We start from the raw sequence: 13,133 nt of genomic DNA, 5'->3' as shown, positions 1-13,133 counted from the left end.
TACTAAATGTTCTCCGTGTACGTGACATAATATTGCTAATTTAATCTATTTATTTCATACCTTAAATTTATGTCTAGTTTTAGGGGAGCAGCATAGATTGCCACCTCTTATTGGAAAAAGCTGGCTACGACGGCATCATATCAAGTTTGGGAAATGACCAGACCGAATTCGTCGCATTTCACAGCTCACAGATAGAAATTATTTCAATAGAAAGACAGAATTTTATAGGCCGCTCACGATAAGAATTTCACTTGTATCAATTAACATGAAAATAGAACTAAAGAGAATTCAGCACAGCCTGCAGTTCAGTGAAGAAACACATGCCTTTACCGCCAATCTATACATAAACGGAATCCAAGCTGGATACGTAAAAAATAATGGACAAGGTGGGGCTACATTTTACACACCTAAAGACCAGCAGGGAAAAGTTCTGATAAGGGAAGCGGAAAAATATTGCGCAGCCCTACCTCCAGCTGATCGTTCGGAAAATAATTTATTGGACGGTCTTTCACAGGATATGGATCTTGAACAATATATTGATGATCTAGTGAATAAATACATTGAGAAAAAGGAAATTGCAAAATTCAATTCTAAGATGAACAAAATCATGTTGAAAGGAATAGTATATGGGATTCCAGATCAATCTTACAGCGGTTTTGTCTATGCTGTACCGATTGTAAAACTTCTTGCCTTTCCTAAAGGTCCTGAAATTGTACTAAAAGATCTTAGCGAAAAAGTACTCCCCTCCTTAACCGAAGGACATAAACTTCTCAATACGAATATTCCAGAAAGCATAATAAAAGCAGCAGGTTTAAAGAAAGAACAATACCTAGAGCCAACGGTTCGGGATATCCACTACGGCAGCATCCCATATATTCAAGAAGATAAAAAAAACCAGGGCAGACGACGATAAGCTATTATAAATAGCTTTAATCATATCAATCGATAATTACAATCTACAAGCGATACCTTAAGGAAATTAATCTTCCGATATCGTTAGCAAAATCCTTATCGTTATCCGAATTTTCAAAATGCCATATATCCTTATTTCTTATGAGCTTTTGCACCATTCCATCAAGTAGAATAGATATCTCTATCATTCCTTTATATAACTCCTTATCCAAAATCCTTATTTGGAAATCCTGGCCCTTATAAGTGATTCTAAGGGATTGCCTAGGTATATTATTTTGTGCTAATACATCAATTGCCTCTTCCATATTGTACCGTAAATTTAATAAAATGGCTTAACATTAAATGTTAAAAATAAATAAACATGATCTGCATTGATATCTTATAGCAGAACAATATGTCAGCAGTTAGCACCTAAATTATATATTCACCATACTGAAAATAGGTATATTGAATTAAATGATAATTGAATAAGCATACAAAACTTAATATATGTTATGGATAAAAAAATGTTGATTGAAATGGCTAGACTTATTAGCATTCAACAAGCAGAAATAGACCGTTTAAAAACGATGCTACCCGCAAATAAAAAAAGTAAGAAAAAACTTGGTGTCGAAATATATACGAGAAGGTTATGTCTCATAACAAAGATGTACCAAAAGCAATGGGAAACAGCATTGTCTGAAAACGCGGATCAGATAACTTTTTTGAATCAACGGCTATGGGCTACAGGAATGTCTCCATTTAAGCCAGATTTTGAAATTCAACCACTGTTAAAAGCTTTTAGATAATCCCATTTCTATTAAATGATACCCTGAATAGGTTTGTTATCAGAAAATTTAATTTTAAGATGATAATTTATAAATTCTATCGTTTTTATGACTTCATTGATAGCACCGTATTCCCTACCATTTTTAAAAATTCAGAGGGTCGATAGTGCATAATTGATAAAAAACTATTGGTAAATGCCTGAAGACTTTTATAACCTACTTTAAAAGATATTTCTGAAATGGTCAATTCCTGCTCATTCAACAATTCAATACTTTTTAATATTCTCAGCATCTGCTGGTATTTGCTGAGTGTCAATCCAGTCTCTTTTTTAAAAATCCGTTCAATGGTACGAAGTGATAAAGCGGCAATATGACTTAAATCTTCCATAGAAAAGTCTTCGGTAAAATGTTCCTGTAAATACAAAGTAACACTCGCCAGCCTCTTATCTTCTGGCAGTGTAATATATAACTGCATAGCACTGTCAACAAACTGAGGAAGCTCGTTGAGCAGTGTTCCTAAAAACATATTTTCATTCGCATCCTCATCCAGTTTTTTTGACCATTTCCCAGCATATTTTATCATTTCTTTCAATACTGGAGGTGCAAGAAATACGCCCACCTTATTATAAAATGAAGATATATCCTGCAGTTCAAAAAATAACACCATTAATCTTATCTTTTGGGATCCCCAATTTGTTTTATGAAGGCAATTAGGAGGTATCCATGCAACATGATTTTTAGGCAAGAGATAAATCTTTCCATTCACAGTAAGATACTGAAATCCTCTTTCAACATAAATCAGCTGCCCTTTATTATGTGAATGAAGCTCATCATTATGAATCCACTTATCCTCAAAACGAACTAAATAGCGCTTATTAACTTTGTCTATATCAACAGGATATTGCTCGTTATTCATGTCGTTTTAGATCAATATTTTGATAAATCTAAATAAATGTACGTATTTATTTTTGTATCAAAATTTATAATAAAATGAAGTACCTAGCAAAAAGAGAAAACTCGAAAATTTTAATAGCTATCAGTGTTATGGTTATCATTTTGGTATCTAGTAACCTCAGATCTCCTATATCTGCTGTTGGCCCAGTCCTAAATCAAATCGTAAACTCGTTAAATCTAGAACATTTTCAGAGTAGCCTGCTTACCTCAATACCATTATTTATGTTTGCAAGCTGTTCTTTACTAGTCAGTCGATTCGCGCAAAATTTGAGTATCACCAGATTCCTATTGTTTGCTTTATTGATATTGAGTTTTGGTTTATTCATCCGTATCTCGGGAAATGTAGCTGCCCTATTTGTAGGATCTTTGATTTTAGGACTTGGAATCGCTATCTGCAATGTGTTACTACCTGGTTATATTAAGCTAAATTTTCCCGAGAAAATAGGTTTGATGACGGGCATATTTGCAGTATCCATTAACCTTACAGCCGCACTAGCCTCCGCATATAGCCTTAGCTTGGGTGACTGGACAGGATATGGTTGGCGTGGCTCCCTGGGAATCTGGTTAGTGACAGCTATTTTAGCTTTAATAATCGTTGTTATTGACCTTATTTTTAACAAGAAAAAAAATAAGCATAAAATGTCTGATGATTCAAAAACAGATTTTAATATGTTTAAGTCAAAACAAGCATGGAATATTGCCCTATTCTTAGGATTGCAATCACTTGTATATTACTGTATAGTTTCTTGGCTTCCTTCAGTTTTAATAGATTATGGTATGACTGGGAATAATCCAGGTTGGGTGTTGTTTGCGATACAGTTTGCCGCAATTCCGATAACTTTTGTTGGGCCAATAATTGCCAATAAATTGAAAGATCAGAAAATTATAATTGTTTTTATCTGTGTTACAATGATGTTAAGTATACTGATGTTTGTATGGCTAAAAACAGACTTAGTTTACTTAACGGCAATTTTGTTAGGATTTTCAAATGGTTTAGCATTCAGTCTCTCAATACTATTTTTTTCATTGCGTACGAAAACTAGTGCCAACGCCCTGAAAATTTCAGGGATGGCACAGTCCGTCGGATATTTAATTGCAGCTTCTGGCCCACCAGTTTTTGGAAAACTTCATGATTTTGATCCAAGTTGGAAATGGTCTTTTTATTTTCTTGTTGCCATAATAATTATGACTTTTATCTTCGGCTATAGAGCAGCAGATAAAAGATTTGTGGAAGATTAATACTTTTCACATTAGAAAGCTAGGCAAATGAAAACAGAGTATAATTCTTCTCCAGTTCATTTAGTTTTCAGAAGACAAATTTATTATATAATAAGGCTTTCCATTTTAGAAAGCCTTATTAAATTCAGCAATACTCTGAATCTTATTCGTTAAAATAATATTAAAAGTACATAATACCTGTTAATCTTGGAGGAAAGGATAATCGGTATACCCCTGCACTCCACCACCAAACATAGTATCTCTATCTGGTGGGTTGAGTTCAGCTCCCAATTCAAAACGCTTAGGTAGATCAGGATTTGCTAAAAACAATGCGCCATAAGAAATCAATTGGGCAATGCCTTTAGCCAATTCTGCCTCGCCAGATTCTCTATCATATCCTGAATTTGCTATCACGGGATGTTTACTGACAACACCGAAGGTATCCATTACGTTTTTTGGGTAATGCGGATATTTGTCAAGCGGCGCAATTGCATTTGCTAAATGAATATAAGAAAGAGGAAATTCATTGAGCTCTTTTATTAAGGATACGAACTGCGTTTTAGGATCACTATTTTCAATATTGTTAAAGGTGTTCGTAGGTGATAATCTTACTCCTATCTTTTCAGAACCAATTGCCTCAACGATTTCCTTAACAATTTTTAAAACAAACCGGTTACGATTCTCAACAGATCCTCCATATTCATCTGTACGTTTATTGGCACTTTCCGATAAAAATTGATTGGGAAGATATCCAAAACCAGCGTGAAGCTCAACTCCATCAAACCCTGCTTCTATTGCATTAATTGCAGCTTGTCGATAATCAGAAATAATTTCCTTTATTTCTGATTTATTAAGCTCCTTAGGAATTTCATAATCTTTCCGCCCCTGAGAAGTAAAGTGATTTTGGTCTGAAATAGCAATAGCAGATGGAGCAACCGGCAATTTTCCGTTTTTATCAATCGAATGTCCAACACGTCCGGTGTGCCATAGTTGAGCATAAATTACGCCCCCGTTTTCATGTACAGCCTTTGTCACCCTCTTCCATGCCTCAATTTGCTCCGGCAAATAAATGCCCGGTGTCCATGGGCTTCCTAAAGCTTCTTCTGATATATTAATTCCTTCAGAAATTATTAAACCCGCGCTTGCCCGCTGAGTATAATATAATACTGTGAGGTCACTAACAATTCCATTTTCATCAGCTCTACTCCGTGTCATAGGAGACATTACCATGCTATTTTTTAATGTAAACTTGCCGATTTTCGTACTGTTCAAAAGTTTCATTTGTAAAAAATTTTATATTTAACATTTATTTTACAAGCCAAATTTATGTAGTTTTATTAGACCTTTTCCTTGTGTTACTTAAAGGATAGCGGTTACTAAAAGGATACTATGAATACAAAAAAAATTTTCGAAACAGACAGTAAGGAAGCTTGCATTAAAGCTAAATTGGCCGTTCAGGACACATTAGATTTAGTGGGAGGAAAATGGAAATTGGTTTTAATGTCTATTTTAACCCGTGGCAAAAAAAGGTTTCGAGAATTATCGAGGGAGGCTGATATATCACCTCGTGTTTTAACCAAAGAATTACGTGAACTGGAGATTAACGGATTAGTGAGTAGAACCGTTTTAGAAACTAATCCTGTGAGTGTGGAATATGCTTTGACCCCATACAGCGAAACTCTAGCTGAAGTAATAGCAGCTATGGAAAAATGGGGATTGGAGCATCGACAAAAGGTTATCCGGAAAGATTTCTAAGCAATATAAGTAATTTAATTATATATTTCTAATAAGGATATATCTCTCATTTTGAAGACGGTTTCCAAGATATTAAAGGAAAATTTGAGTTTGTGGAATTAAAAATCAGTTGCCTTCATTTCTATCTACTTTTGCATAGCTCAAGTTTGCAAATTTCACAACTAATACCAAGAATTCTTTATCATTTAAACTCTTTGATTATACGTCACTTAAGCATAGCAACTTTTTGTATCAATTCTATTTTATACCATTTCAAAATAAAGACGTTTGTACATCATCACTTCCCAATGGTGGCAAACCTTCCCATTGAAATTCTTCATAACGGTGCTTGCCATCTGGGCGTTGCGGATATCCTCTTAACGTGTAAACAGGATAATAGTTCAAATTCTCTTCTGGAATTTCAAATTTAAAGATAGGCTGCATTTCTTCTTCTGTGATATTAGTCAGCCATTGACGTTCAAGATCCTCGGGAAGATATAATGGCATTCTATGCTTGTTGGGACCATCATTATGAATATTTGCCATAACCTCATTAGCGTTTCTTGTTAACATCCCAAATGATCCCACTTTCTCAACAACACCATCTTCGTCTACCATTTCATGCCACTGGTAAAGTCCCGGTATATAGAAAATATCTCTTCCCTTTTCACCAATAAAGTAGGGAACTTTCTTTTTCCATCCTTTGACTGCTCTATGTTCAAATGTTCCGGAGACAGGGATAAGACATCTTTGGTTACGTAAACGGTACCAATATGACTTTTTATCTTCCAGGATCCTTTCACTTCTTACGTTAACCATATTCCTGCGGCGATCTGTTTGTAGCTTTTGATCTGTAATAAATGTCGGCAGCACACCCCATTCCATTTCGGTTAATGCTAGCTGTTCTGAATCTTTCTGCTTATATAAGATCGGATATTTGGGAAATGTTATTGCCTGAACATTTTCCAAATAATCGTAATTGTAATCCAATTGACGACGTTCATCTTTTAATAAAGGAAAAGCCTTTTTAACTATTTCGATGTCTGTATGTAGACTGATATCCCAACACATAATAGGTTATTTAATATTTACTGACTAAGATAAACATAATCGCCCAAAAGACCGGTCCATTTTCTTTACATATTTATTGGTTTATAAATCAATAAAAACTAAATACATGATTTAACTATACATTCAACGCAATAATTCGATTGCGGGAACTTTCTTTTTGGTCTGCCCGTCTGTAATTGCCGCTACTACCCTACCATATTCCAGTGAAAAGAGAATATCAATGGGATTCTTGCGCTGGAACCTTGTTTTGGTACGGAGAAAATTGACAATATGCTTTTCATACATTTTTAGCATCCGTTTATCCCAGTTTTCTTCTTTTATCTGATTGAGAAATATGCGATAACCCGAGCCCATTGTTAGCATCTGATCAATTTTTTCTGCATCCTCAGGTATCTGTAATGCTTTTCCTTCTTTAACAGCGAGGTGATGTGCATGTGCTTTTGCTTCTTCCGAGTCATCATACGGTGTCAACAGAAATCCTGTATTTGCCTTAACATCTGGCCATTCAAATCTCTGCAGCACGAAATCCGTATAACCAGCTTCAATAAGTTCGCTAAATGATGTTTTTGTTACTTGCTCAAATGGATTGTATAGCATAATATTGCATGATAACTATTGGTAGAATAAAAATACAAACAATGATTTCAATTATCGACAGGGAAAGCATATTAAACTCACTAAATAGATTAGAACCGACAGATAAACCCGTATTTGGCGCTATGACTCCGCAGCATATGGTTGAACATCTCGCTTTTACTGTGGCATTTTCAAATGGGACCATTCAGCAGGATTTAGCCTACCCTACTGAAATAGCTGAAAAAATTAAACAGTCTTTGCTTTATCAGGGTGCTGATATTCCAATCGGGTTTAAGTCTCCGATTTTACCGAAGGAAGGTCTACCTGAGCTCAGATTCGAAGATTTAAACGCTGCACTTGAAGATCTAAAAACACAGCTTGATGTTTTTGATCATTATTTTGGAGATAGTCCCAATGCACAACCTACCAATCCAACTATGGGAAAACTAACTTATGAAGAATGGCTTAAATTTCATAATAAGCATTTTGCCCATCATTTTAAGCAGTTTGATCTTTTATAGTACCTTTTCTTTATCTATTTGAAATAAAAACTAAGAAGCGGCAATTTTCCATTTCCGCTTCTTTTCTATAGTTTTAGTTCCTAATCAATAATTCTCTTTTCGAATTATCACAGTTATGTTTTGACCGTATCGAATACTTCAAATTTATATCTCCATCATTTTTGAGCAGAAACAATCTAGTTGGAAATGCTATAGCTTGATTTGGATTTAATTTCGAAAAGCTAAATTTCAAAATTTTACTGGTGTCTGTTTTATGGATTTCGAAATCCTGAAATCCACTGAGTAACTTTTTATACCTTCTTTTATCGTCTTCAAAATCTGTTTGATCCTGTAAAAAGGTTAATCCAATATTTCTAGGTGTTGCCATTACATCAAACTGAAATGGAGAAAACTGGTATTGATCGACCAAATGGCTACTTTTTATCTCAAAAATCTCAGTGATAATCTTCGCTCCCAGGAATTCTTCCATTAATGAATGGCTCGAAATATTTGGAAAATCACCTTTTTCAATGAACTCAATATCACCTGGTATTTCAAGTAAAACATCTATATCTTCGTCAAATGTTTTCCCTTCATTTTTTAAAACTAAAGTAATACATCGACCAAACTCTATTAAGTTGTTTAGGTCTGTTAGCTGTTCTCTTTTTGTAAATGCTCGGTATAGTGCATAAATAGCATAGTACTTTTCTTCCTCCTCTTTCGTCCCAGATATTTTATATTCAAAAAGAACTTGAGCTTCGCGAAGATTGCCAACTGAAAAAAATGATCTTTCTACAACCTCATTAAATTCTTCTGAAATATAGTCTTCAAGTGCTGATTGAATCTCATCACTAATTTTTACACTTTTATATAATGTGTTAAATACAGCATTCGCTAGCTGAAAATCCTTACTCCCTTTTTTCTCTACGTTATTTTGATCTATCTGTGGTTTAAAAATATGCCTTTTACATATTTCAAAATTAGTGATTATCTCCTCATTTGATTGATTTATCAGCCTTTGGAGTGCCTTTATTTTTATTGATCTGGCTTCTTCTTCAACATAAAATGTTTCATTGTTTTCATTATAAAGATAAACGCGTAAATCACTTTCATTAACTTGACGGACGCTCAGAGGGAGAATTGTTTTTGCCCAATTAACCAGCATGTCACTAAATTCATCCCTTGATACTTTTTTTTGAATAACAGAAAATTCTAAAAATGAATAAAGGATAACTCCGGTTAACACTTCAATATGCTCCTGTTTGATTATGTAGCCCAATCTTTCATAAAACTTGCGAAGTTCGTTCTCCAATGGACTACGAAGGTATTTCTCTTGATATGGTAATAAATCTATTAAGAGGCTTCCATTGTTCTTCAGTGCAATTTCAGGATCTATGACTATATTTTTTTTATACTCATTTAACTTTGGTTCACCATTTCCTATTAAAATTAAATGATATTCATTGCATCCATTTAAGCCTTTTACCATCTTTTCCAGCCAGCTTTTGGCATTTGTGACGCTAAAATAATTCTGGCTGGATTTCACCTGGATAGCTTTGATAGGGACATCACCTTTCCAAAAGAGAATATCGGTCTTTTCGTCTCCTTTTTCAGGCTCTACCTGACAATAGTCCCAATCACTGTCTTCAAAATTACTGATTACACTTATGATTGTTTGATAAATAAAGCCTTTTATACTGACTGATCCCCCCATAATTGATTATATACCTTCCATGAATTCATAAAGCTACCAAATTAGCTTTAATTTAAAAATATCATCAAGCTCTTATTCACTCCTTGGATCGAGTTTTAAGGGCATCTTGGCACAGCGGATCACTTCAATAGATGGACATCCATATTCAACAACCACTTTACCCTCGACCAGATAGATTCCAGCACCGCGCAAAGGATATTTTGCCAGGCTCTGCGGGAAATGCACCGTATCGAAGAAATAGCCATTCGCATCAAGGAAGGTTCCAAATTTCATCATGTCTCCCCGCTTGGTCTTGACAAATTTCTCGCAGACAAAATCACCAACGACACGTACGATTTTACCTTCATGCTGGCCAAGTTCTTTCGACGGTATATCACCGCGATAATCACTTTTGGTCAGATCAAATAATGTTCCTGTGACACAGAACCCTATGAGCTCCATCTCATCATAATAGTCCTCCAAAATATCCTCCTCCAGTGGTGGAAGGATCGGCTTACGGCTTTCCGTTTCAAAAAGGGCCATACTGGTCACTACAGGTTTGTGTTTGCTCATCAACAGGTGGGCTTCCCACAGTAGCCGTTTTTTGCCTATACCAATAAACCGCAGCGCACCGACCCGAATAAGGAGGATTACCTGTTCGAGCCCGGCCTGGGTTCTTTTGACAAAATCTTCCAGACTACGATATTGACCGGCATATTCCCTTTGCTCAATGATCCTGTTTGCTAGTTTTCCTTCCAGATTGAGGATACAGTCAAATCCGAGATAGATATCTTTTCCCTTAATGGAGGTATTGAAGACGGACTGGTTGACGCATGGAAGACAAATGTTCCCACCTCCAATACGTGCTTCGTTTACATAAACCTTGCGGTTATAAAAACCGCCATAATTGTTGAGCACCGCAACCATAAACTCCAGCGGATAATAGGTCTTCAAAAAAAGACTCTGATAACTCTCTACAGCAAAGGATGCTGAGTGTGCCTTGTTAAAGGAATAGCCTGCAAAACTTTCCATCTGGCGCCAGATTTCACGGCTCACCTTTTCGTCATATCCTTTTGCTTTACAGTTTGAAAAGAATTTGTCTTCGATTTCAATCAGATGGTCCTTGCTCCGATATTTGCCCGACATCATACGCCGCAGCACATCTGCATCTGCCATATCGAGTCCACCATAAGCATTGGCTATTTTCATCACATCTTCCTGATAGACCATCACGCCATAAGTTTCCTCCAGCTGTTCTTTAAAAACCGGATGTGGATAGACCACTTTGGAGGGATCATGATGGCGACGGATGTATTCGCCCATCATTCCGGAGCTTGCAACACCTGGCCGGATAATAGAAGACGCAGCTACGAGCGTGAGGTAATCATCACAGCGCAATTTGGTCAGAAGTTGCCGCATGGCGGGACTTTCAATATAGAAACAACCAATGGTGTTAGCCGATTTAAGCTGCGCGGCAATAAGCGGGTCCTGAAAAAATCGTTTTGGATTGTCTGTATCGATAATTACCCCGAGATTTTCGCGTACAATGCTGCGGCAATCTTTGATATGGCCGATGCCGCGCTGCGACAGGATATCGAATTTTTCAAAACCGATATCTTCGGCCACATACATATCAAACTGCATGGTCGGCAGTCCTTTGGGCGGATTGTCCATTGCTGAATAACAGGTAAGCGGTTCCTCAGAAATAAGCACGCCACTGGCATGAATCGTTCGCTGGTTCGGGAAGTCGGCCATCCGGTTGTAAACGCTCAGGATCGTATTGGTCACCTCGTTTTTATTGAGCAAATGTTCAGGCTCATGAACCAGCCTATCAATTTCCGCCTTGGGCAGACCATAGACCTTTCCAAGCTCGCGCAGAATGCTCCTTGAGCGGAAAGTGCTCATTGCTCCCATCAATGCCGTGTGACCTGTCTGATAGCGGTTGAAGATATAGTCGTACATCTCGTCCCGCTCGTTCCAGCTAAAATCCACATCAAAATCCGGCGGACTTTTCCTTTTTGGATTAAGGAAACGCTCAAAGGGAAGGTTGAGGGCGATAGGGTCAACATCCGTAATACCAAGACAATAAGCTACTGCAGAATTTGCGCCGGATCCTCTGCCTACATAATGAAAATTACGTCCACGTGCATAGCGGCAGATATCGTCGGTAATCAGAAAATAACTGGAGAAGCGCAGATTTTCGATAATCTCTAATTCCCGCTGGATCCGTTCTGTGGCGATCCGGTCATTCTTGCCATAGCGCCTGGCAAAACCATCCATGCAGTACTTATGCAGTAGCTGTTTATCGTTATAACGGTTTCCTGTAAAAGTTGCTTTATTTTTTACGCCCGTAAAATCAAAACCAAAGGAACATTGCCCCAGCATGCGGTTGGTATTGGCAAGCAGCTGCGGCAGCTCCGAAAATAGGCGCATCAGTTTTGCCTTGGGAACAAATACCTCATCATTGGTGGCAATCTGTTGGCTTTCGAGCTGCGATATCAGCAGATTGTTGTCAATGGCCCTTAACTGCCGGTGCAGGGTATAGTCGGATTTACGAAAGCTGACAGGTGCAAGGATCACACAGCGGTCAAGGATACGCCGTTCCATGAATTGGGCTTTGGTGCGTTCGCCCGGCTTTATTCCGATATATTCAAAATCACGCAGTACAAAGCCATCAATTTTATGAAAAGGATAGATTACGAAGACCTGATCAAAACCGGGCGCACGCTCAGGTACCGCACGATTTTCCATATTGAGCTGGGTGCGGTATTCGTTGATCTCACGGAAACCGTGTTCGTTCTTGGCAATGGCAACAAAGCAAAGCTGATCGCCGTTGCGAAACTCCATTCCAGCCAGCAGGTTGAGTCCGGCCGCTCGCCCCAGTTTGATAAAGTCCAGCGAACCGGAACTATTATTGATATCGGTCAGCACAGCAGTGTCATACCCTCCCGCCAGCATTCCAGAAATGAGATCCTGCAGACTGAGGGTGCCATATCGAAGGCTAAAGTAGCTATGTAGATTTAAAAGCATCTCCCCCTCCTTTCTCCGGCAGCGGTGCGCAGATCCCTTTCATCAAAAGTTCTGACCCATATCGCTTTCTGATCTTATCCATGGCCTGCATCAGGTTTACTTCCTCTGCACTATCATCAAAAAGGTCGGTCTGATAGGAGCCGTAGATCAGTCCGGAAAACTTGATCCCGATAAGGCGAATAAGCATCCGCCGACTATAAAGCTTTTTAAAAAGGGAAAGCACAACATCTGTGAGTTTCCGGTCCGAGTTAGTATAGGGAACGGACAACTGCTGTGTATGGGTATCAAAATTACTGTATCGGATCTTGAGCGTAACACAGCTGGTCAGTTTCTGGTCTTTTCTCAGATCAAAGGCCAGTGTATCGACCATACCAATCAAAGTCCGGCGCAGTACATCCATATCTATCGTGTCCTGTTGAAAAGTGTTTTCCTTGGACATGGATTTCTGTTCGCGGAAAGGTACCACGAGAGAATCGTCAAGTCCATTTGCTTTGCGCCAGATATTGATCCCGTTCTCACCAAGCACTTTCTGCATGGTAAATACTTCCATCTGCTGTAAAGTACCGATTCTGGAGATACCCATGTGTAAATGGTAAATAAGAATGCAGCATAATTGGTAAGTTGGAGTGCAGCATTTTCGGCACTAATAAATACACAATCCAGTCCAAAAGTATGCTA

At 37.7% G+C, this 13,133-nt stretch carries 13 protein-coding genes; 5 read left to right on the top strand and 8 right to left on the bottom strand.

Features of this window, described 5'->3' with window-relative positions; translation table 11 throughout:
• Positions 1 to 265 precede the first annotated feature (265 nt).
• Positions 266 to 913, top strand: coding sequence for a hypothetical protein (locus L1283_RS27795; protein WP_429626771.1), 648 nt, complete (start codon positions 266 to 268; stop codon positions 911 to 913).
• 43 nt (positions 914 to 956) lie between these two features.
• Here the strand turns inward: L1283_RS27795 and L1283_RS27790 are convergent, their stop codons facing one another.
• Positions 957 to 1,217 (bottom strand): hypothetical protein, encoded by a 261-nt coding sequence (locus L1283_RS27790; protein ID WP_104382211.1) that lies wholly within the window; start codon positions 1,215 to 1,217, stop codon positions 957 to 959.
• 189 nt (positions 1,218 to 1,406) lie between these two features.
• On the opposite strand from L1283_RS27790, the gene L1283_RS27785 reads away from it, so the two are divergent.
• A complete protein-coding gene (locus tag L1283_RS27785; protein WP_429626770.1) occupies positions 1,407 to 1,700 on the top strand; it encodes a hypothetical protein in 294 nt (97 codons plus the stop codon).
• Positions 1,701 to 1,785: 85 nt separating this feature from the next.
• On the opposite strand, the gene L1283_RS27780 is transcribed toward L1283_RS27785, so the two are convergent.
• Positions 1,786 to 2,595, bottom strand: a complete 810-nt coding sequence (locus L1283_RS27780) for a helix-turn-helix domain-containing protein (RefSeq protein ID WP_429626769.1) — start codon at positions 2,593 to 2,595, stop codon at positions 1,786 to 1,788.
• A gap of 74 nt (positions 2,596 to 2,669) precedes the next feature.
• Between L1283_RS27780 and L1283_RS27775 the strand changes: the two genes are divergently transcribed.
• On the top strand, positions 2,670 to 3,872 hold the full coding sequence (locus L1283_RS27775) for a CynX/NimT family MFS transporter (protein ID WP_429626768.1): 1,203 nt from the start codon (positions 2,670 to 2,672) through the stop codon (positions 3,870 to 3,872).
• 180 nt (positions 3,873 to 4,052) lie between these two features.
• Here L1283_RS27775 and L1283_RS27770 read toward each other — a convergent pair whose 3' ends face one another.
• Entirely contained in the window at positions 4,053 to 5,132 is a 1,080-nt protein-coding gene (locus L1283_RS27770; RefSeq protein WP_429626767.1) for an alkene reductase, read from the bottom strand.
• A gap of 108 nt (positions 5,133 to 5,240) precedes the next feature.
• On the opposite strand from L1283_RS27770, the gene L1283_RS27765 reads away from it, so the two are divergent.
• Positions 5,241 to 5,606: a winged helix-turn-helix transcriptional regulator gene (locus L1283_RS27765; RefSeq protein WP_429626766.1), complete on the top strand. Its 366-nt coding sequence runs from the start codon at positions 5,241 to 5,243 to the stop codon at positions 5,604 to 5,606.
• 252 nt (positions 5,607 to 5,858) lie between these two features.
• Here the strand turns inward: L1283_RS27765 and L1283_RS27760 are convergent, their stop codons facing one another.
• The gene (locus L1283_RS27760) at positions 5,859 to 6,656 is read right to left on the bottom strand and encodes an SOS response-associated peptidase (RefSeq protein WP_429626765.1); all 798 of its coding nucleotides are present in this window, start codon (positions 6,654 to 6,656) and stop codon (positions 5,859 to 5,861) included.
• Between the two features lie 123 nt (positions 6,657 to 6,779).
• Complete coding sequence (locus tag L1283_RS27755; protein WP_429626764.1) at positions 6,780 to 7,253, bottom strand: hypothetical protein; 474 nt, start codon at positions 7,251 to 7,253, stop codon at positions 6,780 to 6,782.
• A gap of 41 nt (positions 7,254 to 7,294) precedes the next feature.
• Here L1283_RS27755 and L1283_RS27750 point away from each other — a divergent pair, with 41 nt between their 5' ends.
• Complete coding sequence (locus L1283_RS27750) at positions 7,295 to 7,753, top strand: hypothetical protein (protein ID WP_429626763.1); 459 nt, start codon at positions 7,295 to 7,297, stop codon at positions 7,751 to 7,753.
• Between the two features lie 73 nt (positions 7,754 to 7,826).
• On the opposite strand, the gene L1283_RS27745 is transcribed toward L1283_RS27750, so the two are convergent.
• From L1283_RS27745 to L1283_RS27735, 3 genes are all read right to left on the bottom strand, one after another.
• Positions 7,827 to 9,446 carry a hypothetical protein gene (locus L1283_RS27745; protein WP_429626762.1) on the bottom strand — a complete coding sequence of 540 codons (1,620 nt, stop codon included), beginning with the start codon at positions 9,444 to 9,446 and terminating at the stop codon, positions 7,827 to 7,829.
• A gap of 72 nt (positions 9,447 to 9,518) precedes the next feature.
• Positions 9,519 to 12,455 (bottom strand): DNA polymerase III subunit alpha, encoded by a 2,937-nt coding sequence (locus L1283_RS27740; protein WP_429626761.1) that lies wholly within the window; start codon positions 12,453 to 12,455, stop codon positions 9,519 to 9,521.
• Complete coding sequence (locus L1283_RS27735; RefSeq protein ID WP_429626760.1) at positions 12,436 to 13,038, bottom strand: DNA polymerase Y family protein; 603 nt, start codon at positions 13,036 to 13,038, stop codon at positions 12,436 to 12,438. Before L1283_RS27735 ends, L1283_RS27740 begins: the two co-directional genes overlap by 20 nt.
• Positions 13,039 to 13,133 lie beyond the last annotated feature (95 nt).

It is taken from the genome of Sphingobacterium sp. HSC-15S19 (assembly GCF_050433745.1).
Lineage (GTDB): Bacteria > Bacteroidota > Bacteroidia > Sphingobacteriales > Sphingobacteriaceae > Sphingobacterium > Sphingobacterium siyangense.
This window is presented reverse-complemented; position numbering and strand designations above follow the sequence as displayed.